The organism is Vibrio sp. ED004, from assembly GCF_023206395.1.
Classification (GTDB): domain Bacteria; phylum Pseudomonadota; class Gammaproteobacteria; order Enterobacterales; family Vibrionaceae; genus Vibrio.
In genome coordinates this window covers 2,057,539-2,078,066 of record NZ_CP066149.1, presented here as the reverse complement: position 1 = coordinate 2,078,066, position 20,528 = coordinate 2,057,539, and the positions used below count along the sequence as shown (strand labels likewise).

Below are 20,528 nucleotides of genomic sequence, written 5' to 3'. Positions count from 1 at the left end.
ATAGGCTTTTTATAATAACAAGCGGAATACTCCGCATCACACTGGAGAATAACTGTGAAGACAATTACCACAGATATCGCAGTCATCGGCGCAGGCGGCGCTGGTCTTCGTACAGCTATTGCTGCGGCTGAAGCTAATCCTGAACTGGAAGTAGCACTGATTTCTAAAGTTTACCCAATGCGTTCGCACACGGTAGCAGCAGAAGGCGGTTCAGCAGCGGTAATTAAAGACGAAGATAGCTTAGATAACCACTTCAACGATACTGTTGGCGGTGGCGACTGGCTATGTGAACAGGATGTTGTTGAATACTTTGTTGAAAACGCGACTCGCGAAATGATCCAAATGGAACAATGGGGCTGCCCATGGAGTCGTAAAGAAAACGGTGAAGTAAACGTACGCCGATTCGGCGGTATGAAGGTAGAGAGAACGTGGTTCGCAGCGGATAAAACCGGCTTCCACATGCTTCATACTCTGTTCCAGACTTCGATGAAGTACGACACAATCAAACGATTTGATGAATACTTTGTGGTGGATTTGATCGTTGAAGAGGGCGAAGTACAAGGCCTTATCGCGATTCATATGTCTGAAGGTGAGCTTGTTACCATTAAAGCGAAATCTGTTGTTCTAGCAACGGGTGGCGCAGGTCGTGTTTACCACTGTAATACTAACGGCGGCATCGTAACGGGCGACGGTATGGCAATGGCTTATCGCCACGGTGTACCACTGCGTGATATGGAGTTCGTTCAATACCACCCAACAGGCCTTCCAGGCACTGGCATCTTGATGACCGAAGGTTGTCGTGGTGAAGGCGGTATCATCGTCAACAAGAACGGCTACCGTTACCTGCAAGATTACGGCATGGGCCCTGAAACTCCAGTGGGCGAGCCGAAAAACAAATACATGGAACTGGGTCCTCGTGACAAAGTTTCTCAAGCATTCTGGCACGAGCAGCAAAAAGGCAACACCATCAAGCACCCGCTTGGTGATGTAGTACACCTTGACCTTCGCCACCTTGGTGAAGAGTACCTGCAAGAGCGTCTACCGTTTATCTGTGAGCTTGCAAAAGCTTACGTAAACGTCGACCCAGCAAAAGAGCCAATCCCAATTCGTCCAACTGTTCACTACACCATGGGTGGTATTGAAACTAACGGTACTTGTGAAACTCGCATTAAAGGCCTATTCGCGGTAGGTGAATGTGCCTCTGTTGGCCTACACGGTGCAAACCGCCTAGGTTCTAACTCTCTGGCTGAGTTCGTGGTATTTGGTCGCGTAGCGGGTGAACAAGCGGTGAAACGCGCTGCTGAATTCAAAGGCTGGAATGAAGAGTCTATCGCTAAGCAAGTGAAAGCAGTTGAAGATCGCATCGCTGGTCTACTAAACCAAGAAGGCGATGAGAACTGGGCTGATATCCGTACTGAAATGGGTCACACCATGGAAGCGGGTTGTGGTATCTATCGTCAAGAAGACTTGATGCAAGAAACCATCGACAAAATCACTGAACTGAAAGCACGCTACAAGAAAATCAGCATTAAAGACAAAGGCAAAGTGTTCAACACTGACCTACTTTACGCTATCGAAGTGGGCTACGGCCTAGAAGTGGCGGAAGCGATGGTTCACTCAGCAATTCTACGTAAAGAGTCTCGTGGTGCACACCAACGTCTAGACGACAACTGCACAGAGCGTGATGACGTGAACTTCCTGAAACACTCTCTATCGTTCTACAACGAAGATGCAGCACCAACTATCGACTACAGCGGCGTGAAGATTACTAAATCTCAACCTAAAGCTCGTCTATACGGTGAAGCAGCAGAGAAAGCCGCTGCCGCCGAAAAAGCTGCAGAAGCGAATGCTAAGAAAGATGAGAAGAGCGAAGAGGAGCAAGCATAATGTCAGCGAACCGTATCCAAAAAGTAGACATTCTGCGCTACGACCCAGAGAAAGATGCAGAACCTTACATGCAGACTTTCGAAGTCCCATTCGATGAAACCATGTCAGTACTTGATGCGATTGGTTACATCAAAGATCACCAAGACAAAGACCTTTCATACCGTTGGTCTTGTCGTATGGCGATCTGTGGCTCTTGCGGCATCATGGTTGATGGTGTGCCAAAGCTAGCGTGTAAGAGCTTCTTACGTGACTACCCGAACGGCCTAACGATTGAACCGCTTGCTAACTTCCCAATCGAGAAAGATTTGATTGTCGACATGACGCCGTTCATCGAGCGCCTTGAAGCGATTAAGCCTTACATCATTGGTAACGACCGTAAGCCTGAAGACGGCACTAACATTCAAACTCCTGAGCAAATGGCGAAGTACAAACAGTTCGCTGGCTGCATCAACTGTGGTCTTTGTTACGCAGCGTGTCCTCAATTCGGTTTGAACCCTGAGTTCATCGGCCCTGCAGCATTGACTCTTGCTCACCGTTACAACCTAGATAGCCGTGACAACGGTAAAGCTGAACGTATGAAGCTTATCAACGGTGAAAACGGCGCTTGGGGCTGTACGTTCGTTGGTTACTGTTCTGAAGTATGTCCGAAGAAAGTAGACCCAGCTGCTGCAGTGAACCAAGGTAAAGTTGAGTCTTCAATGGACTTCGTTATCTCGATGTTCAAGCCAGACGGGTCGCAAGTAAAAACAGCAGAGGAGGCATAATATGAGCAATCGTAAGCCTTATGTTCGTGAGATGAAGAGAACATGGTGGAGCAACCATCCGTTCTACCGCTTCTACATGCTACGTGAAGCAACTGTACTGCCTTTGATTCTGTTCACTGTGTTCCTAACTTTTGGTTTAGGTGCGCTAGTGAAAGGCCCTGAAGCGTGGGCGGGTTGGTTGAGCTTTATGGCGAACCCTATCATTGTCGGTATTAATATCGTGGCACTGCTAGGTAGCTTAATGCACGCTCAAACCTTCTTCAGCATGATGCCTCAAGTGATGCCAATCCGCCTTAAAGGCAAATTGGTTGATAAGAGAATCATCGTACTGACTCAGTGGGCAGCGGTGGCTTTTATTTCTTTAATCGTTCTTGTTGTGGTGTAAGGAGCTTTCGTTATGAACACAAACTACAAAGTTAAGCCTGTTAACCACAATCCTCAACGCTCTGATGAGCCAATCTGGTGGGGTCTATTTGGCGCTGGCGGTACTTGGTTCGCGATGATCACACCAATCACAGTTCTAGTGTTAGGTATCTTAGTGCCAATGGGCATCATCGATGCGGATGCAATGAGCTACGAGCGTGTGTCTGAGTTCGCGACCAGTATCATCGGTGCACTATTCATCATCGGTACGCTAGCCCTGCCAATGTGGCACGCAATGCACCGTCTTCACCACGGCATGCACGACCTTAAGTTCCACGTCGGCGTTGCGGGTAAAGTGGGTTGCTACTTCTTTGCAGGCCTAATTAGCGCATTGTCTGTTATCTTCATCTTTATGATTTAACAACTAAGAGCAGATTCGAGATTCGAGTAATCGAGATGCGAAAAGCTTAAGAGCGAAAAGACTAAAAGCAGAGCTAGGTTATCCAGCTCTGCTTTTTTTTTGCTTGTCGAATCTCACACACCTAGCTTACTCGCTCTTGATCTTCCCGATCTTCGTATCCCGCATCCCGTTTACTCGCATCTGCCCTTCTAGCTCTTCGCATCCCGCATCTCGTTTACGCGTATCTTCCTCTTCCGCTCTTCCCCGATCTCCAGATACAAAAAAGGCCGCCTAAGCGACCTTTTTCAGATACTTGAAGTAAATTACTTCACACGACCAACGTATTCGCCAGTACGAGTATCAACTTTAACAACTTCACCGATTGCGATGAATAGAGGTACGCGAACTACCGCGCCAGTTGCTAGAGTTGCAGGCTTACCGCCAGTACCTTGTGTGTCGCCTTTAAGGCCAGGATCGGTTTCTGTTACTGCGATCTCAACAAAGTTTGGTGGAGTTACTGTGATAGGGTTATCATTCCACAACGTTAGAGTACATACGTCGTTTTCAACTAACCATTTAGAAGTCTCGCCTACTGCTTTTGCATCAGCAGCGATTTGCTCGAATGTTTCGTTGTTCATGAAGTGGTAGAATTCGCCATCGCTGTATAGGTAGCCTAGTTCAACGTCTACAACGTCCGCTAGTTCTACTGTATCGCCTGACTTAAATGTTTTCTCTAACACTTTGCCTGACAGCAGTTTACGAAGTTTAACACGGTTAAACGCTTGGCCTTTACCTGGCTTAACGTATTCATTTTCGATAATTGAGCAAGGCTCGTTATCCATCATGAATTTTAAACCGCCTTTGAATTCATTGGTGCTTACTGACGCCATGATTTTCTCTTCCACATCTTTGAGTTAATTTCAATGCCGCATATCATAACCCGAAAAGTCGAATCTGTTGAGCAAAACTGGCTCAAACAACTATCGAATGCGATCTCTGACCCGACAAAACTGCTTGAGACATTGGAAATAGACCCAACACCGTGGCAAGCAGGCTTTGCTGCACGTGAGTTATTTGCACTTCGGGTTCCTCTTAGCTTTGTCGAACGAATGGAAAAAGGCAACCCACACGACCCTTTGCTGCGACAGGTTTTGCCTCTAAGTGAAGAGTTTGAGGTTCATCAGGGCTATTCTGCTGATCCATTGGAAGAACAAGACAACGCTATTCCTGGACTACTGCACAAATACAAAAATCGCGCATTGATGATAGTGAAAGGTGGCTGTGCGATTAACTGTCGCTACTGCTTCCGTCGTCATTTTCCGTATCAAGATAACAAGGGCTCAAAAACGGTTTGGCAAACCAGCCTCGACTATGTGACTCAGCACCCGGAGATCAACGAGGTTATCTTATCCGGTGGCGATCCTTTGATGGCCAAAGACAGCGAACTAGATTGGCTTATCCATGCCATCGAACAGATCCCGCATGTAAAAACCGTTCGAATTCATAGCCGATTACCGGTTGTGATCCCTGCTCGAGTGACTGATGAACTATGCCAATTGTTAGCTCAAACTCGCCTCAATGTGGTCATGGTCAGCCATATCAATCACGCCAATGAAATCAACGTGGAGCTCAAACAAGCTTTCCATAAGTTGAAACTCAGTGGTGCGACTCTGCTTAATCAGGGCGTGATGCTAAAAGGCGTCAATGACAGCGCTAACTCATTGAAAGAATTAAGCGAAAAGCTATTCGATGCCGGTGTTTTACCTTACTATATGCATGTTCTTGATAAGGTTCAGGGCGCCGCTCACTTCTATATTTCAGATGAAGAAGCGAAGCATCACTTTAAGGGTTTAATCTCTGAGGTTTCTGGTTACCTAGTGCCTAAGTTAACTCGCGAGATCGGCGGCCGCAGCAGTAAGACACCACTCGATCTGCACATTGAATAACTCTATCTCGAGCAATGGTCGCTTCTTATCGTCTTGAATACAAAGAAGCGACAGAGACAGAAGCCCCTACTTTCTCATTGACCACCACTGGCTGTTAAACCTCAAGCAGACAATCCAATCGTTAAGACAAAAAGGTTTTGTTCGATCGTCCGGTCTATTATTAGCATACTCGGCTCTATTCAAAATTTTTAGGAGGGGTGATATGCCACAATTTATAGAACAAACTCTCAACCTTGCCCCCTTTAGCTGGGCAGGCCTCGCGGTATGTATGCTGTGTGGGTCGTTAATCGGCATCGAAAGGCAAACCCGCGGTAAACCCGTTGGAATACGAACCTCAATTTTGATTATCAGCGGTACTTATTTCTTTCTCACCATGGCGATTAGCTTATCTCCTAACACGCTCGATCAAGCCCGTGTACTTGGTCAGATAATAACGGGGGTCGGGTTTCTTGGTGCAGGAGTCATGATGACATTGGATGGTAAGATTCATGGCGTCACGTCTGCCGCGATCATCTGGGTGCTGGCGGCTTTGGGGATGATGATAGCCTTAGGGTACCTATCTCAATCTGTTATCATCACTCTAATGGCGCTGGTTATCTTACTGGGAGTCGATAAGGTAGAAAACAGCTTCCAGAGCCTGCGTCGTGGCGTGCATCAGAAATGGAAGAGAAAAGGTCGTATGAAGTCGTAAATACAACAACGCCCAAACATAGGTTTAGGCGTTGAATAAAACTTAACTTACCAAGAAAAGGAGCAAACCATTTAGCTGCCGGTTTACCGATTTATAAAGCGACAAAGCTCTCAAGCTTACTTAGCAAAGTTCACAATCGGGAAGCACGGGAAGAAACCGTTGTCAGCACAGTTGATCAGACCAACTTGTACGCCTTCGATTTTTTTAGTTTTGTTGAAGATACCAACCTGAACCGTAGACACTTCAGAAAGGTTTGCGGCACCAACATCAACCAGAGTGTCGCCTTCCGAGTAGTTTACAAAACTCACGTTCGCGCCTTTCACATCGTTAGTGATGTTAACGGCACCCAAGTTCAAACCTGTGGTTTTTCCTGGGTTCCAGTTGAATATACCCAGTGAAGCACCGGTCATTTCTTGGTTTACTTTATGCGCACCAAAAAACCCCAAATTTACACCTGTCGTCGTTTGCGTCTCTGACATGCCAATAATGGCAAGGTCGACACCTTTAAGGTCGTTTACTTGTCCGTGAAGTAAAGCCAAGCGCACACCACCAACCGCGTCGGAATCTGGTGCGTTAAAGCCGTTGATCGTTGAAAACATAACAGGCGAAGAAGCAAATGCTGCTGGCGCCATGACCGCTGCAGAAACAGCAAGTACCGAAAGTAGTTTTTTCATTGGGAAGTCTCCACTGACTTATTGTTAACTTGATTAATCCATTTTCAATCAAGCATTTATTATCCTTTACTCAACAGCTATTCATGTTAAATCAATGTCATAACTGTACTATTGAATATAGGCCTAAAAAACAACAAAGGGCAATGAAAGTTCACACAGTCTACTTAAGTATCGCATACAGCAATTTTCTCAGTTACGCTTTCTAGATCCTAAGTTACCTTCTTTAGAGCCTAAGTTACGCTCTTTAGATTCTCAGTTAACTTCTCTAGACCTTAAAAAACTCCAGCTCTTTTTTCTGCTCTACCGCCAGTTGAGATAACTCTTTGGCCGCTTGTTGAGTTTGATGAATACCTGATACATTTTGGTTCACTAGGTCAAAGGCATTGTTTGTATTCAATGCTATACGCTCAGTTAAACTAAACTGCTCTTGAGAAGTGCTTGTCACTAGCGTATTAATTTCAGAAATAGATTGCACAGACTGTTCAATATGACTGAATGATTGTTGGACATTTTCTGACAATGTCACCGACTCTTGGATCTGCTCAACATTGCTGATCATGTTGTCATTGGCTTTTTCTGATTGAGCTTGAAGCTTGGTAATAATATCTTGAATGCTCTTCGTTGAATCTTGCGTCTTAGATGCAAGGTTACGAACTTCGTCAGCAACAACGGCAAAACCACGTCCGTATTCACCCGCTCGTGCCGCTTCAATGGCTGCATTCAAGGCCAGCAAATTCGTTTGATCAGAAATGGTACTGATCACGGCCGTCACTTCACCAATATCCATCGCATTTGTTTTAAGATCGACAATCATACTGGCGGTTTGTTTTACAGAGTCATTAATCTTATGGGTAAGCTCAATAGACTCCTCTAAGGTTTGGTTACCTTTAAAGACATTATCAATCGCTTTTTTAGCCTCTTGCTCGGCATGAACAGCGTTTGATGTTACTTCTTTTGATGTGCTTGATAACTCGCTAATCGCATTAGAGATTTCCTTAACTTGCGTCAATTCATGTTGAGCATTGTTCGCGGTATCAACCATCACCCCAGTCAACTGCTCAGCTGACGTGGCAACTTGTGTTGAAATCCCTCGGCTGCTTTTAATGACAGTACTCACCTTATCATTAAGGATAATTAACGAACGATAGATGCCAACGGCCTCTTCTGGTTTGATGAAACGTTGGGACAAATTACCTTCAGAGATTTTCTTGATCATTTCAGAAATCTCCCATGGTTCACCACCCAAAGAAGCTCTGAAACTGCGTTCAATAATAAAGCCGACGAATAACGACATCGTCAATGCAATCGCAGTCAGCAATAGCATCAACTGTTGAAAGTCACCCGCAACAATTCTAGCCTCAGAGGTTAACTTTTGGCTTTGTTCTTCTTGATAATCAATAAATTCGTTGATGGCAGCAAGCCATTGAATAAAAGCAGGTCGAGCTGAATCGAGGATAGAGTCGGTCATTACAGTACCCGACTTCTTATCCCTAATAATCTCATCAACCAAGGGTAAAGTGTATTGTTGTACCTTATCGATTTTCGCAAGAATACGTTGTTCATCGGCCGTAAACACCTCACCTTGCGAACGCATTTGGTTCATTTGAGCTTCAGATTCACGATAAAAAGCTTCGAGCTGCTTAACTTCTTGCTCTAGAAGAGAAATCTCTTGAGAGGTTCTGGCTATCGCAATATCACGAATAGTAATCGCGCGATCATGAACACTGCCACGGTAGTTAATGGCATAACGCTGCTTAAGTGAGTTTACACCGGTAATTTCCGTAAGGGTCTCATCGATGAAGTTAACTTTTTGAATACCTAATACTGTTAAAAGCATCATAAGAAAAAGCGTCGTGCCAAACCCAATAGCCAGCCTCGATTTAATGGTAAGTTTTGATAGATTGTCCAACATATGATCTCTTTTTATATTAATTCAACGTTAAGATACGAATACCGCACTTAAGCATCACCCGTACTGATAAATATCAGCAAGTATCTGGCTCCAGGCCATAATATAAAGAAATTGTAAGGACTAATACATAGTAAAAACTCACTGACTTAAAACTCTCTGGATTCCCACAATTTAACCCAACAGCATAAGCTAAAAATAACAGGCTTTTATGCTGATTCATGGACAGCACTGAGGAATCCCCTAATGATTTTGATAAAAATCATCAAGTTAAGGTAGATATGCACCTTGTCGTGTGATCAAATGGTTTCGCCAAAAATCAATAACCAGACAACAAGATGTGCGAACTCGATATTTTACACGACTCCCTTTACCAATTCTGTCCTGAATTACACTTAAAACGACTAAACAGTTTAACGTTGGCTTGCCACGCATTACTTGAGAGTAAAACGCTCACTCTTACCGAGCTTGGTCGTAACCTACCAACCAAAGCGAGAACAAAACATAACATCAAACGAATCGACCGATTGTTAGGTAATCGTCACTTACACAAAGAGCGACTTGCTGTATACCGTTGGCATGCTAGCTTTATCTGTTCGAGTAATTCGATGCCCATTGTTCTTGTAGAATGGTCTGATATTCGTGAGCAAAAGCGGCTAATGGTATTACGAGCTTCAGTGGCACTACAAGGTCGTTCAAAGACTTTAGGCTATAAGAGGTTGACTAAGAGCAACCCAATCTCATGTCAAATTGCACTGTATAAATCACGTCCTAAAGGCCGGAAAAATCAGCGTTCGACACGGACTAATTGTCACCATCCATCACCTAAAATCTACTCCGCTTCGACAAAAGAACCATGGGCTTTAGCGACTAACTTGCCCGTTGAAACTCGAACACCCAAGCAACTTGTTAGGATCTACTCAAAGCGTATGCAGATTGAAGAAACCTTCCGAGACTTGAAAAGCCCTGCATACGGTTTAGGACTCCGCCATAGCCGAACTAGCAGTCCAGAGCGCTTTGATATCATGCTACTAATAGCCCTAATGCTTCAACTGACATTTTGGCTTGTTGGCGTACATGCACAGAAACAAGGTTGGGATAAACACTTCCAAGCGAACACTGTCAGAAATCGAAATGTACTCTCAACAGTGTGTTTAGGTATGGAAGTTTACGGCATTCTGGCTACGTAATAACGAGGGGATACTTGCTCGTAGCTGCAACCATGCTGGCTCAAAATCTATTCAAACACGGTTGCGCTTTGGGGAAATGATGAGGGGATCCCTCAGCACTTTGTTTGGGTCATCCATTTTCTAAAAATTCCTTATTAAGGATCGACTAAATTAATTAAGTCACAGTGAAAGCCAACAATATAAAACAGGTGGCACACCAGAGTAGATACTGTTTTATCACGCCGCAAGAGGTTTTGGGAGCTCAAAACAAAGCAACAACAAAAGTGGGACGCAGGCAGAAGATATTAATAAAAAAGGCTACCAAGCGATTAAGCCTAGTAGCCTCTCAGAGTGCTTATAATGAGCGTTGTAACGTCTTATCTAGGCAATGCGATACCCCAAATGGGGCTATAAACGTCTCTACACACCCATAAAAAACCCTTAAAAAAACAATGGCAAGTCATGGCATGGGTTGTTACATCATGCCACCCATACCACCCATACCGCCCATACCGCCCATATCAGGCATTGCAGGAGCTGAATCTTGAGGCTTGTCAGTGATCATCGCTTCTGTTGTGATCATAAGACCAGCAACTGATGCTGCGAACTGAAGTGCAGAGCGAGTTACCTTAGTTGGATCTAGGATACCCATTGCAATCATGTCGCCGTATTCGCCAGTCGCCGCGTTGTAACCGTAGTTACCTTCGCCAGCACGAACGTTGTTAGCAACAACAGATTCTTCATCACCTGCGTTCTTCGTGATTTGACGGATAGGCGATTCCATTGCACGTAGTGCCACGCGGATACCGACGTTTTGCTCTTCGTTGTCGCCTTCAAGGCCAGCAACTTTAGATGCAGCGCGGATAAGTGCAACACCACCACCAGCAACCACACCTTCTTCAACGGCAGCGCGAGTTGCGTGAAGTGCATCTTCAACGCGGTCTTTCTTCTCTTTCATCTCAACTTCAGTTGCAGCGCCTACTTTGATTACTGCAACACCGCCAGCTAGCTTAGCTACGCGCTCTTGAAGTTTCTCTTTGTCGTAGTCAGACGTTGCATCTTCGATTTGTTGACGGATTTGAGAAACACGACCTTGGATCATTGCTTCTTCGCCCGCGCCATCGATGATGGTTGAGTTTTCTTTAGTGATAGTTACACGCTTAGCTTGACCTAGGTCTTCTAGCGTTACTTTCTCTAGGTCTAGGCCGATCTCTTCAGAGATAACCGTACCGCCCGTTAGGATAGCGATATCTTGTAGCATAGACTTACGACGGTCACCGAAACCAGGCGCTTTAACAGCCGCTACTTTCACGATGCCACGCATGTTGTTCACAACAAGCGTGGCTAGCGCTTCGCCTTCTACATCTTCAGCGATGATAAGAAGTGGACGAGATGCTTTTGCTACAGCTTCTAGAGTCGGAAGAAGCTCACGAATGTTCGAAATTTTCTTGTCGATAAGAAGAATGAATGGGCTTTCTAGATCAACAGAACCCGCTTCTTGGTTGTTGATGAAGTAAGGAGATAGGTAACCGCGGTCGAACTGCATACCTTCAACTACGTCTAGCTCGTCTTGTAGAGCCTGACCTTCTTCAACAGTGATAACGCCATCACGGCCTACTTTTTCCATCGCTTCAGCAATAATGTTGCCCACTGTTGCGTCAGAGTTTGCAGAGATAGTACCTACTTGCGCGATAGCTTTCGTATCTGCACATGGAACAGAAAGGTTCTTCAGTTCTTCAACAGCCGCGATAACCGCTTTGTCGATACCGCGCTTAAGATCCATTGGGTTCATACCCGCAGCAACCGCTTTTAGGCCTTCAGCGATAATCGACTGAGCCAATACTGTTGCTGTTGTTGTTCCGTCGCCCGCCGCGTCATTCGCTTGCGAAGCCACTTCTTTAACCATTTGTGCGCCCATGTTTTGGAACTTGTCTTCAAGTTCGATTTCACGTGCAACTGAAACACCATCTTTAGTGATAGTCGGTGCGCCAAATGATTTGTCTAGAACAACGTTACGGCCTTTAGGACCTAGTGTTACTTTTACTGCGTCAGCCAGAACGTTTACACCTTCTAGCATTTTAATACGTGCGTCATTACCAAATTTAACATCTTTAGCAGCCATCTTAATTTCCTTTCAAATTCTTTATTATGGTTAGCGCTTCATTTTTTCATACCGAATCGGCCTTCAGTGAAGCTCTCCGGTCACCAATCGGCTTGATCTATATTCCCTTCCAGGAATGACAGAATCACGATATATAGCCAAGCACCATGGTGTTAAAACGAAGCCGTCTGATTGGATCGGAGTACGAGTTACTCGACGATCGCCATGATGTCGTTTTCAGACATGATCAGAACTTCTTTGCCGTCGATTTTTTCAGTTTTCGTGCCGTAACCTTCAGCAAAGATAACGGTATCGCCAACTTTTACGTCCAACGGTTGCACTGAACCGTTTTCTAGAATGCGGCCTTTGCCAACAGCTAGAATGATACCGCGAGTCGATTTTTCTGCGGCAGAACCAGTTAGAACGATGCCACCAGCAGATTTAGATTCAACTTCTTGGCGCTCAACGATAACTCGGTCATGTAGAGGACGGATATTCATCGGTCTTATCTCCTGATAATTTCCATTTAAATTTTGATAGTTGCCACGATTAGCGTGGGTCAAACAATATGTTGGGGACAATATGATGAATCCCAAGGGGGGAACGAAAAAATTGTGAGCTAAAGTGCAGATTCTCACCCCTCATCTTTCCCTGCTTTTCGTTTACTCGTATCCCGCATCTGTTTATCCTACGGTTTTAGTTTCAATCGGCGTTTACATGCAAGATAAGCACGGGCTATTAACCGCCCCTATTGAGAGTACATTGCGTACCATGACCATACCGACCATATTCGGTATGGTGGCGGTCTTGATGTTTAACCTCGTCGATACTTTCTTCATCTCATTGCTTGGCACCCAAGCCTTAGCAGCAGTGAGCTTTACCTTTCCAGTCACCTTTGCCATCAACTGCATCACCATGGGGATTGGCATTGGCTTATCGACATGTATCGGTCGGTTGCTTGGCCAGGGCAGCGCACAAAATGCAGCACGCTTTACCTGTCATGGCTTATTGCTTGCCGTGCTTCTTGTCGGTTTTGCGTCTACGCTGGGCCTACTAACGCTAGAACCCATGTTTACTCTGTTAGGTGCTGAACCTGAGTTACTGCCACTGATATCCGAATACATGTCGGTCTGGTATTTAGCTATACCACTGCTTGTCATTCCTATGGCAGGCAACAGCGCAATACGTGCGAGTGGCGATACCAAAACACCCGCTAAGGTCATGATGTTGGCAGGCCTGCTTAACGGTATTCTCGACCCGCTGCTGATCTTCGGTTACGGGCCTTTTCCTGAGCTAGGGATTCAAGGCGCAGCCATTGCTAGCGGATTCAGTTGGTTTGGTGCATTGTGTGGCTCACTGTATGTATTAACCATACGAGAAAAGCTGCTTGCTCCACCCAAACTAAAAACCATCATCAGTGATTGGAAACAGATCTTAACCATCGGCACACCCGCCGCCCTTTCCAATGCCCTGAATCCACTTACTGGCGCTATCATCATGATGATGTTGGCCAAACAAGGGACTGAAGCGGTTGCGGCTTATGGTGCTGCCCAGCGTATTGAATCTATTCTTATCATTGTGCTGATGTCTCTTACTTCGGCTCTTACACCTTTCATGGCTCAGAACTTTGGTGCAAACAACCCTCAACGCAGCTTTAAGGCTCTGTTTCTAAGCATGCGCTTTGCCATCTTATTCCAAGGGTTGGTCTTCTTAATGATGGTGCCACTGAGCATTCCTTTGGCCGCCCTGTTCTCTCAAGAAGAATCCGTGCGAGGCATTTTGTGGCATTACCTGTTAGTCGTCCCCTTTAGTTATGGGTTCCAAGGTATTGTGATGATGCTGATCAGCGGCATGAACGCGATGCATCAGCCACTTAAAGCCTTCCAATGGAGCTTCATGCGTTTGTTTGTGTTTACCTTGCCCTTCGCATGGATAGGCAGCCAAATCGACGGAATCGAAGGGTTGTTTGTTGGTTTAGCACTAGGAAACATCATGGGCGGTATATCCGGGTATTGCTTTGCGCTTCGTGTAAGAGCTAAAGCATAGGAGATGCGAGTAATCGGGATGCGAAGAGATTTTAGAGCGGATGCGAGGTGCGGGAAATCGAGATTCGAAAAGATACAAGAGCGGCTTCGGGTATCGAGATTCGAAGAACTTGAGAACAGGAAGAGACTAGAAGAAGGAAGATGACATGGAAGACACCATTTACAAAATGCTTTATGACGCACCGATTGGCAAGATGATCATTGTGAGTAACGGTGTGTCGATTATTGAAATTGACCATATAAATCACGAAGAGCTAATGACTAGCAATCCAGATGACCTTTGCCAACTGGCGACGAAACAATTAGATGAGTACTTCGCAGGTCAACGAACAGAATTCGATTTACCATTAAGAGCGATAAAAGGCACTGACTTTCAAAAAGCAGCTTGGCAGGCGCTCACCTCTATCCCATATGGCGAAACCATCAGTTACAGTGAGCAAGCGAAAAGAATGGATAACCCAAAAGCCGTAAGAGCCGTCGGTGGTGCAAATGGCAAGAATCCATTTAGTCTTGTTGTTCCTTGTCATAGAGTCATCGGTGCGAATGGAACATTAACCGGCTACACCGGCGGCATGAACCGCAAAGAATGGTTACTGGATTTTGAGCGTTCGGTTGTAGATAGAACGCAATAAGCCTTAACTCGCTAGATCAACAATATAAAGCCTCGCCATCAGAAAGCGCCATTATCATCAGACAACATATTAGTAGTGGTAACGACACGAAATTATCGTTATCGCTTGATCATCGACTGCGTAGACAAGCCTATTGGTATCGTCAATGCGACGAGACCAAAACCCAGACAAATTCTCTTTTAACGGCTCTGGCTTACCAATGCCATCAAATGAAGAACGCTTCACATCATTAATAAGTTTGTTGACACGCTTTAACGTCTTCTTGTCTTGAGTCTGCCAATACAAGTAGTCGTCCCAAGCGTCATCTGTCCACGATAGTAAACGTTGACGACTACTCATCAATCAGCTCTCGGGCTGTTGTTTTTCCAGCACGATACTGTGCTATGGAGCGATTTAAATGTTCAACGTTTTGAGGTGAACGAAGTAAGTGAACGGTCTCCATTAAGCTGTTGTAGTAATCTAAAGACATAACCACAGCATCTTCAGAATCACGACGTGTAATGACTGTTGTATCAGCATCATTAACAACACCGTCCAAAACAGCTTTGAGACCATTTCTAGCTTCAGTAAAAGATACGATTCTCATAAGACCCCCACATGTACAGTTTATGGAACAAGTATAGTCCCTTTGCGCCCACTTGTACAACTAAACGAACATGTAGTACTAACTAGGGCAACGAAAAATACATAGTTGTCTTGTATTTTTCTCCTCGGTTACTTTAGTTTAATTCCATAGGTGTCAATATGGGCAAGTAGCTCATTCGATGTAATTCTATGCTTAACGAGCAAGTCAACCTTGAATGGAAGCGACGACTGTTCTAAACGATCTTGCAAGCCTGCGACGACACTTAACGAAATACCGTCCCCCTCATCACAATATCAATGTCGGAGTTATCTTTATAAGTTCCAAGGACTCTAGAACCGAATACCCAGGCATGAGTGACTAAGGCATAATTCAAAACAATATCCTCAATCAGCTGATACTGATGAGGCTTAAGGCCGACCGAGTCTGGTTTAACCAAATAACTCTCGTTCACATTTAACCTTTTGTTCGCATTGACCTTCTTGATCACATTTACTCTCTTGATCACATTTAAGCTTTAAATAGAGTGTGACTTGCCCTATCACTGGTGAAAATGACTCTAAGATCAGTGACTGAGCTTCAAGGACATTTTCCTCATCATAGGTGTGAGACAATAAATTTCGTTTTATGAGTGCTTCAAGCATGATCTCACACTGCTCCGGAGATAGGTGCTTAGCTTCTAAGGCGGTACGAAAAACGCTCCTCGGCGAAGCCACATCAAACCCTTCAAACTCAAGTAAGTCTTTAAGAGTCTTCCATGTCAGCTCAAAAGAAAACTTAAAAGTGTGTACTAACCCAGCGAGCTCTAACTCATTGTAGCTATCTTGTGAGCACGCTCTCTCAAGCCTTTGCTGCACTTTCATTAAGTTTTGCAATCGTTGCTTCCAACGGTCTGGGTTTGAGTTCATATAAACAGCCTAGAGATAGGGCAAAAGATAAGTATAGTATGATCCTTAAGCTACCTAATCATTTAAACAATGTCACTCTTTCGATATTCATCAAGGCCGTTTGTAGTCTTTTGTTTAAGGTCGTGCCTTTCTGTTCTTTCCTGCATGTTTTTCTTACCCAATACCGGCCCTTAAAGCTCTTCGTATCCCGTTTACTCGTATCTCGCATTTATAAAAAAGCCCGCACTTTGAAGTGTGGGCTTTCAGAATCGTTAAAGCTCAACGTGAACCGCTGAGCCAAACAGTTACTTAACTATTTACTACTTAACGATCACGTCACCTGACATTTCTGCTGGGATATCAATACCAGACAGAGAAAGCATCGTTGGTGCTAAGTCAGACAGCTTGCCGCCTTCTTTGAACTCAACTTCTTTGCTACCTACATAGATAAGTGGAACTGGTAGGTTAGTGTGCGCCGTGTGGATGCCGCCCGTTTCTGGGTTTACCATCATTTCCGCGTTACCGTGGTCAGCAGTGATAAGCAGTTGGCCATCGGCTTCTTTGATTGCTTCAACGACTTTACCCAGACATTCGTCTAGCGACTCTACCGCTTTAACCGCTGCATCGTAAACGCCAGTGTGGCCAACCATGTCACAGTTAGGGAAGTTACAAACGATAGCGTCGTATTTGCCGCCTTTGATTGCTGCAACAAGCTTCTCAGTGAGCTCTGGTGCGCTCATTTCTGGCTGCAGGTCGTACGTTGCTACTTTTGGAGAAGCAACAAGCTGACGCTCTTCGCCTTCAAACTCGTCTTCTTTGCCGCCATTGAAGAAGAACGTCACGTGCGCGTATTTCTCTGTTTCAGAGATACGTAGCTGCGTTTTGCCTTCTTTCGATAGCCATTCACCGTAGGTGTTCTCTAGAGAAGCCGGTGGGAATGCACATAAAAGTGGGATGTCTGCTGCGTATTGAGTCAGCATCACGAAATCGATCGCTGGGAATACGTTACGAGCAAAGCCGTCGAAATCAGGAACGAATGCACGTGTAATTTCACGAGCACGGTCAGCACGGTAGTTCATGAAGATAACCGCATCGCCATCAACGATAGCAGCAGACTCTTCGCCTTCCGCTTTGATTTCAGTCGCTTTTACAAACTCATCGTTTTCGTCACGAGCGTAAGCCGCTTCTAGGCCAGCTACTGCTGTGTCGAATGTGAACTCTGCTTTTGCTTGAGTCAGCAGGTCGTAAGATTCTTGAACGCGATCCCAGTTGTTATCACGGTCCATTGCGTAGTAGCGACCAATAAGAGAAGCCACACGACCTTTGCCTAGCTTAGCGAACAACGCTTGGAAGCGTGCTAGTGTGTTTTCTGCGCTACGTGGCGGTGTATCACGGCCGTCTAGGAATGCGTGTAGGTAGATTTTCTCTGCGCCACGCTCTGCTGCCATTTCAACAGCTGCATAGATGTGATCTTCATGAGAGTGAACGCCACCTGGAGACATAAGACCCATGATGTGAACCGCTTTCTCAGCTTTAACCGCTTTATCAATAGCGTTAACTAGAGTTTCAGTTTGGCCGAACTCGCCGTCTGCGATTGATTTAGTAATACGCGTTAAATCTTGGTATACCACGCGACCCGCACCGATGTTGGTGTGCCCCACTTCAGAGTTACCCATTTGGCCCTCTGGTAGGCCTACATCTAAGCCAGAAGCCGAGATTAGCGTATTAGGTTGGTTAGCAATAAGACCGTCTAATACAGGTGTATTAGCGTTCGCGATAGCGTTGTCTTGGTTGTCTTCACGGTAACCGTAACCGTCAAGGATCACTAGAGCCATTGGCTTCTTAGCTGACATAGGACTGACCTCGTTCAATTCAAAATAAATCGGTATAAAAACAAATTAGCGTAATTTTACTACAGTTTACAGTCAAAACTGTAGCGGAAGATCAAGAAAGGGCTCAGGTAGGCGGATCGGATATGAAAAAAAGTGTCATTTGATGAACAACTTTTCGCAGGCATTATTCAACGACCTCTCAAGCAAACCGCCATCCTCTTGATGAATAATGGCGCGCAGCGATGTCGTTGAGGTGTGGCTCTCCAAAGGACAACCCGCTTCGGACCCACTCAGATACAGGCGATACATACCATAGAGACTCCATGCGAACCTTTTATGGCATCACTCACTTTGGATACGGCTCTAGACCACTTCGCGTCATCGTGAAAAGTATTGGTGGTTTTTCTGCCTGTGTCGCGGCGTCAGTCTTCTCACTGAGATGCTCTTAGCCCAAGGCTCATAGCGCCTTAGGGCCGTTTTCACTCAGCCCGAAAACCCAAAGAAAATAAGAGACTTGCGAACATGAGCGTTTCACCCTGAGACACAATCGTGGCCATTGAAGGCCCTTTGAGACAGTGTGCATCGCAGTGACCATGGCGACCGACTTGTACCGACGCCATGAAAAAGACGCTCAATGAGCGCCCCAAGTACGCCCTACGCCCCTTGCATCGTTCCTTTTTCGTTTGATATTCGATATGAAGTGACACCCAATATGGGCTAAAACAGGGGGCATTTTGATATCTCGCCCAGTACAATGCACGTGCGCATACTGCCAAAACCCCGTCGAATACCTCATCAGTGCTCTTAATCGTGACAAGATGATGTGAAGATCACTATCATAAAGTGAACTGATCACCGTTTTTTCTGCTGGCGCTGTACCAGACAGAGGGGGGATGTTGTTGGTGTTAAGGGCAATAGCGATGATAACAAGATTATGGCTTGTACTCGCTTTACACTGGTAGCATGTTCAGTTTAGAAGGCGTTTTTGTTGACAGTGCAGTCATTTCGTTGAGTCATAGCGTTGCTTCGCCACCTCACACGACGTTATGTTTTTTGGGTGGGTTGATAGTATAATGTCTTTTAAATGGTTACTTTAGAGGTGAAGGTCGATGAATAAGAAAATTGAATCTTATGGTGTGGGTGCGGTTGAAAGACCTAGAGTTAAAGCTACAAAAAAACTCGATTTGTCAGGAACTTACGGACAACAAATTGTTAAATCAGAGTCCAAATTAGCATTGAGAACCCACAGAAAAACGTTTGAAAAACTGGCTCATATGTAATGGACATTATTTGTTTTCCATTCGAGCGAGTCATAGAAATCAATACATTCATACTCGATACTGAGCCTGGTATGAACGGGGCCGTCGATATTCCTAAATTGCAAGGTGCTTTAGGTAGGATTGATAATGCCATTGTCTATGATGGTTTAGACGATATTTTTGAGATTGCTGCAAAATATACGGCTAGCATTGCGGTAGCCCATGCGCTTCCGGATGCAAATAAACGAACTGGATTAATGGTGGCTCTTGAGTACTTATCTCTAAACGACTATGAGTTGACCAGCGATAACGAGTTGTTGGCTGATGCCGTTCGAGACCTAGTGCTCGCTGATATCTCGGAAACCGATTTCGCAGATATTTTGTATGCTCAATATGCGCAAGAAAACAACCTCGTTGATTGAACAGAATTAAGGTGTTGCGCAACCTGATCTGCATCATCAATACTGAATGACAAGTAAAATGATTTTCTGTACTTGGATAAGTATCAGAATCGGTTAGCAGTCAACAATATAATAAGAACCATCTACAACAATGATAAAAACTTAGAATCAGCATGCTGTACATCCATTTATTGAAGCTCGGTTGATGACCACTGGTACAATACCCAAACAAGTCTATCCCCTTTAATGACCTAGCACTCACCGTTCTGACATCGTTACAAAACCAGGAGTGAAAATCAAAATGTTTTTTCCGCCCGCAATGAGTAATGACCAACACAGCTATTCCTACTGTTGAGTGCTTAAACCTTCCACTTTTTCAATGGTCGTATTCATGTTTTTCCTCCTCTGTAAACCAAAACTTAAGCTCGTTGATGTCCCCTTCCCCCATCAACAGGGGCACTTTAGAATACTCTCAGTAATGTCGATAGCTTACGAACTACCTGCTTTAATTCGCTGACACGACTGCTGTTTCATTCCAATCCGCAAGTACATATCTTTTTGCTCAATGCCCTGATTTTTACCAACTTCAACCAAAAGCATAACTATTTCATCGACACTTTTCATCGCCGCCACAAAAAAAAGCCACTGTAAAATAAACAAAAAACCACTTTAAAGCAGTATAGAAGCCAACAATAAAGCGCCAGATAAGACACCGACAATTTCATAACTGTCTCATTTTAAAATCATCACCAAAATGACCTTTATATTCAATAGTTTAATAAAAACCTCCCCAATAGGTCTGATCCCGCCGCCTATTGGAGCTGATCCTTTCTGTCTCAAAAAAGGATCATTTGAAAGAAAACTGTCTCACCCAATATTTTGATCTCTCGCATATCCACCATAAGCCTTTGTATTTAAAAGAAATGAAAATAGGATCAAAAAATACCCCTAAGGAAGCCTACCATTAGGGCTTTTTATTAGAAAA

Annotated in this window: 20 protein-coding genes and 2 pseudogenes; 11 read left to right on the top strand and 11 right to left on the bottom strand. The window is 44.8% G+C overall.

Translation table 11 applies throughout. The features are described 5' to 3' along the window. Positions 1-54: 54 nt before the first annotated feature. The 4 genes from frdA to frdD are packed head-to-tail and all read left to right on the top strand — an operon-like array spanning position 55 to position 3,435. Positions 55-1,887, top strand: coding sequence for a fumarate reductase (quinol) flavoprotein subunit (gene frdA / locus ITG10_RS09440; RefSeq protein WP_017631311.1), 1,833 nt, complete (start codon positions 55-57; stop codon positions 1,885-1,887). Beyond that, the gene (locus ITG10_RS09435) at positions 1,887-2,651 is read left to right on the top strand and encodes a succinate dehydrogenase/fumarate reductase iron-sulfur subunit (RefSeq protein WP_017631312.1); all 765 of its coding nucleotides are present in this window, start codon (positions 1,887-1,889) and stop codon (positions 2,649-2,651) included. The genes frdA and ITG10_RS09435 overlap by 1 nt, the downstream gene beginning before the upstream one ends. A 1-nt stretch (position 2,652) precedes the next feature. Then, on the top strand, positions 2,653-3,036 hold the full coding sequence (gene frdC, locus ITG10_RS09430; RefSeq protein ID WP_008219063.1) for a fumarate reductase subunit FrdC: 384 nt from the start codon (positions 2,653-2,655) through the stop codon (positions 3,034-3,036). Between the two features lie 12 nt (positions 3,037-3,048). Next, positions 3,049-3,435 (top strand): fumarate reductase subunit FrdD, encoded by a 387-nt coding sequence (gene frdD / locus ITG10_RS09425; RefSeq protein WP_017631313.1) that lies wholly within the window; start codon positions 3,049-3,051, stop codon positions 3,433-3,435. A gap of 302 nt (positions 3,436-3,737) precedes the next feature. Here the strand turns inward: frdD and efp are convergent, their stop codons facing one another. Further along, a complete protein-coding gene (gene efp / locus ITG10_RS09420) occupies positions 3,738-4,304 on the bottom strand; it encodes an elongation factor P (protein WP_017067165.1) in 567 nt (188 codons plus the stop codon). 33 nt (positions 4,305-4,337) lie between these two features. Between efp and epmB the strand changes: the two genes are divergently transcribed. Together epmB and ITG10_RS09410 are read left to right on the top strand one after the other, a co-directional pair. Beyond that, positions 4,338-5,360: an EF-P beta-lysylation protein EpmB gene (gene epmB / locus ITG10_RS09415; protein ID WP_017631314.1), complete on the top strand. Its 1,023-nt coding sequence runs from the start codon at positions 4,338-4,340 to the stop codon at positions 5,358-5,360. Between the two features lie 202 nt (positions 5,361-5,562). Continuing rightward, the gene (locus tag ITG10_RS09410; RefSeq protein WP_016769275.1) at positions 5,563-6,051 is read left to right on the top strand and encodes an MgtC/SapB family protein; all 489 of its coding nucleotides are present in this window, start codon (positions 5,563-5,565) and stop codon (positions 6,049-6,051) included. A gap of 116 nt (positions 6,052-6,167) precedes the next feature. Here ITG10_RS09410 and ITG10_RS09405 read toward each other — a convergent pair whose 3' ends face one another. Together ITG10_RS09405 and ITG10_RS09400 are read right to left on the bottom strand one after the other, a co-directional pair. Beyond that, on the bottom strand, positions 6,168-6,725 hold the full coding sequence (locus ITG10_RS09405) for a hypothetical protein (RefSeq protein WP_016769274.1): 558 nt from the start codon (positions 6,723-6,725) through the stop codon (positions 6,168-6,170). 265 nt (positions 6,726-6,990) lie between these two features. Further along, entirely contained in the window at positions 6,991-8,637 is a 1,647-nt protein-coding gene (locus ITG10_RS09400) for a methyl-accepting chemotaxis protein (RefSeq protein ID WP_017631315.1), read from the bottom strand. Positions 8,638-8,972: 335 nt separating this feature from the next. Here ITG10_RS09400 and ITG10_RS09395 point away from each other — a divergent pair. Continuing rightward, positions 8,973-9,904 (top strand): annotated as a pseudogene (locus tag ITG10_RS09395) (IS4 family transposase). A 374-nt stretch (positions 9,905-10,278) separates the two neighbouring features. Here ITG10_RS09395 and groL read toward each other — a convergent pair. Both groL and ITG10_RS09385 read right to left on the bottom strand, forming a co-directional pair. Continuing rightward, positions 10,279-11,925 carry a chaperonin GroEL gene (gene groL / locus ITG10_RS09390; RefSeq protein ID WP_017631316.1) on the bottom strand — a complete coding sequence of 549 codons (1,647 nt, stop codon included), beginning with the start codon at positions 11,923-11,925 and terminating at the stop codon, positions 10,279-10,281. A gap of 188 nt (positions 11,926-12,113) precedes the next feature. Beyond that, on the bottom strand, positions 12,114-12,404 hold the full coding sequence (locus tag ITG10_RS09385; protein ID WP_010433998.1) for a co-chaperone GroES: 291 nt from the start codon (positions 12,402-12,404) through the stop codon (positions 12,114-12,116). A 217-nt stretch (positions 12,405-12,621) separates the two neighbouring features. On the opposite strand from ITG10_RS09385, the gene ITG10_RS09380 reads away from it, so the two are divergent. Continuing rightward, a complete protein-coding gene (locus ITG10_RS09380) occupies positions 12,622-13,950 on the top strand; it encodes an MATE family efflux transporter (protein ID WP_017631317.1) in 1,329 nt (442 codons plus the stop codon). Positions 13,951-14,095: 145 nt separating this feature from the next. After that, positions 14,096-14,581, top strand: coding sequence for a methylated-DNA--[protein]-cysteine S-methyltransferase (locus ITG10_RS09375; RefSeq protein WP_016768959.1), 486 nt, complete (start codon positions 14,096-14,098; stop codon positions 14,579-14,581). Between the two features lie 69 nt (positions 14,582-14,650). Here the strand turns inward: ITG10_RS09375 and ITG10_RS09370 are convergent, their stop codons facing one another. The 5 genes and pseudogenes from ITG10_RS09370 to gpmM form a co-directional block, all read right to left on the bottom strand. Then, on the bottom strand, positions 14,651-14,920 hold the full coding sequence (locus tag ITG10_RS09370) for a Txe/YoeB family addiction module toxin (RefSeq protein ID WP_016768960.1): 270 nt from the start codon (positions 14,918-14,920) through the stop codon (positions 14,651-14,653). Next, positions 14,913-15,167, bottom strand: a complete 255-nt coding sequence (locus tag ITG10_RS09365) for a type II toxin-antitoxin system prevent-host-death family antitoxin (protein WP_005483180.1) — start codon at positions 15,165-15,167, stop codon at positions 14,913-14,915. The genes ITG10_RS09370 and ITG10_RS09365 overlap by 8 nt, the downstream gene beginning before the upstream one ends. Positions 15,168-15,295: 128 nt before the next feature. Beyond that, positions 15,296-15,618: pseudogene (locus tag ITG10_RS26475) on the bottom strand (nucleotidyltransferase domain-containing protein). Further along, positions 15,596-16,072 carry an HI0074 family nucleotidyltransferase substrate-binding subunit gene (locus tag ITG10_RS09355; RefSeq protein WP_016768962.1) on the bottom strand — a complete coding sequence of 159 codons (477 nt, stop codon included), beginning with the start codon at positions 16,070-16,072 and terminating at the stop codon, positions 15,596-15,598. The pseudogene ITG10_RS26475 and the gene ITG10_RS09355 overlap by 23 nt, the downstream one beginning before the upstream one ends. A gap of 299 nt (positions 16,073-16,371) precedes the next feature. After that, entirely contained in the window at positions 16,372-17,904 is a 1,533-nt protein-coding gene (gene gpmM / locus ITG10_RS09350; protein WP_017631318.1) for a 2,3-bisphosphoglycerate-independent phosphoglycerate mutase, read from the bottom strand. A gap of 1,088 nt (positions 17,905-18,992) precedes the next feature. Here gpmM and ITG10_RS09345 point away from each other — a divergent pair. Then, complete coding sequence (locus tag ITG10_RS09345) at positions 18,993-19,163, top strand: hypothetical protein (protein WP_016784412.1); 171 nt, start codon at positions 18,993-18,995, stop codon at positions 19,161-19,163. Continuing rightward, on the top strand, positions 19,163-19,564 hold the full coding sequence (locus ITG10_RS09340; RefSeq protein ID WP_017631320.1) for a type II toxin-antitoxin system death-on-curing family toxin: 402 nt from the start codon (positions 19,163-19,165) through the stop codon (positions 19,562-19,564). The genes ITG10_RS09345 and ITG10_RS09340 overlap by 1 nt, the downstream gene beginning before the upstream one ends. 468 nt (positions 19,565-20,032) lie before the next feature. Here ITG10_RS09340 and ITG10_RS09335 read toward each other — a convergent pair whose 3' ends face one another. Then, positions 20,033-20,203 (bottom strand): hypothetical protein, encoded by a 171-nt coding sequence (locus ITG10_RS09335; protein WP_017631321.1) that lies wholly within the window; start codon positions 20,201-20,203, stop codon positions 20,033-20,035. Positions 20,204-20,528 lie beyond the last annotated feature (325 nt).

What these genes read in the sequence shown, in the direction of transcription:
- groL (WP_017631316.1), bottom strand. Translation starts at nt 11,925, where the DNA reads ATGGCTGCTAAAGATGTTAAATTTGGTAATGACGCACGTATTAAAATG.
- ITG10_RS09365 (WP_005483180.1), bottom strand. Translation starts at nt 15,167, where the DNA reads ATGAGAATCGTATCTTTTACTGAAGCTAGAAATGGTCTCAAAGCTGTT.
- ITG10_RS09380 (WP_017631317.1), top strand. Translation starts at nt 12,622, where the DNA reads ATGCAAGATAAGCACGGGCTATTAACCGCCCCTATTGAGAGTACATTG.
- efp (WP_017067165.1), bottom strand. Translation starts at nt 4,304, where the DNA reads ATGGCGTCAGTAAGCACCAATGAATTCAAAGGCGGTTTAAAATTCATG.
- ITG10_RS09405 (WP_016769274.1), bottom strand. Translation starts at nt 6,725, where the DNA reads ATGAAAAAACTACTTTCGGTACTTGCTGTTTCTGCAGCGGTCATGGCG.
- ITG10_RS09400 (WP_017631315.1), bottom strand. Translation starts at nt 8,637, where the DNA reads ATGTTGGACAATCTATCAAAACTTACCATTAAATCGAGGCTGGCTATT.
- ITG10_RS09435 (WP_017631312.1), top strand. Translation starts at nt 1,887, where the DNA reads ATGTCAGCGAACCGTATCCAAAAAGTAGACATTCTGCGCTACGACCCA.
- ITG10_RS09375 (WP_016768959.1), top strand. Translation starts at nt 14,096, where the DNA reads ATGGAAGACACCATTTACAAAATGCTTTATGACGCACCGATTGGCAAG.
- ITG10_RS09370 (WP_016768960.1), bottom strand. Translation starts at nt 14,920, where the DNA reads ATGAGTAGTCGTCAACGTTTACTATCGTGGACAGATGACGCTTGGGAC.
- epmB (WP_017631314.1), top strand. Translation starts at nt 4,338, where the DNA reads ATGCCGCATATCATAACCCGAAAAGTCGAATCTGTTGAGCAAAACTGG.
- ITG10_RS09340 (WP_017631320.1), top strand. Translation starts at nt 19,163, where the DNA reads ATGGACATTATTTGTTTTCCATTCGAGCGAGTCATAGAAATCAATACA.
- ITG10_RS09410 (WP_016769275.1), top strand. Translation starts at nt 5,563, where the DNA reads ATGCCACAATTTATAGAACAAACTCTCAACCTTGCCCCCTTTAGCTGG.
- frdC (WP_008219063.1), top strand. Translation starts at nt 2,653, where the DNA reads ATGAGCAATCGTAAGCCTTATGTTCGTGAGATGAAGAGAACATGGTGG.
- ITG10_RS09385 (WP_010433998.1), bottom strand. Translation starts at nt 12,404, where the DNA reads ATGAATATCCGTCCTCTACATGACCGAGTTATCGTTGAGCGCCAAGAA.
- ITG10_RS09355 (WP_016768962.1), bottom strand. Translation starts at nt 16,072, where the DNA reads ATGAACTCAAACCCAGACCGTTGGAAGCAACGATTGCAAAACTTAATG.
- gpmM (WP_017631318.1), bottom strand. Translation starts at nt 17,904, where the DNA reads ATGTCAGCTAAGAAGCCAATGGCTCTAGTGATCCTTGACGGTTACGGT.
- frdD (WP_017631313.1), top strand. Translation starts at nt 3,049, where the DNA reads ATGAACACAAACTACAAAGTTAAGCCTGTTAACCACAATCCTCAACGC.
- ITG10_RS09345 (WP_016784412.1), top strand. Translation starts at nt 18,993, where the DNA reads ATGAATAAGAAAATTGAATCTTATGGTGTGGGTGCGGTTGAAAGACCT.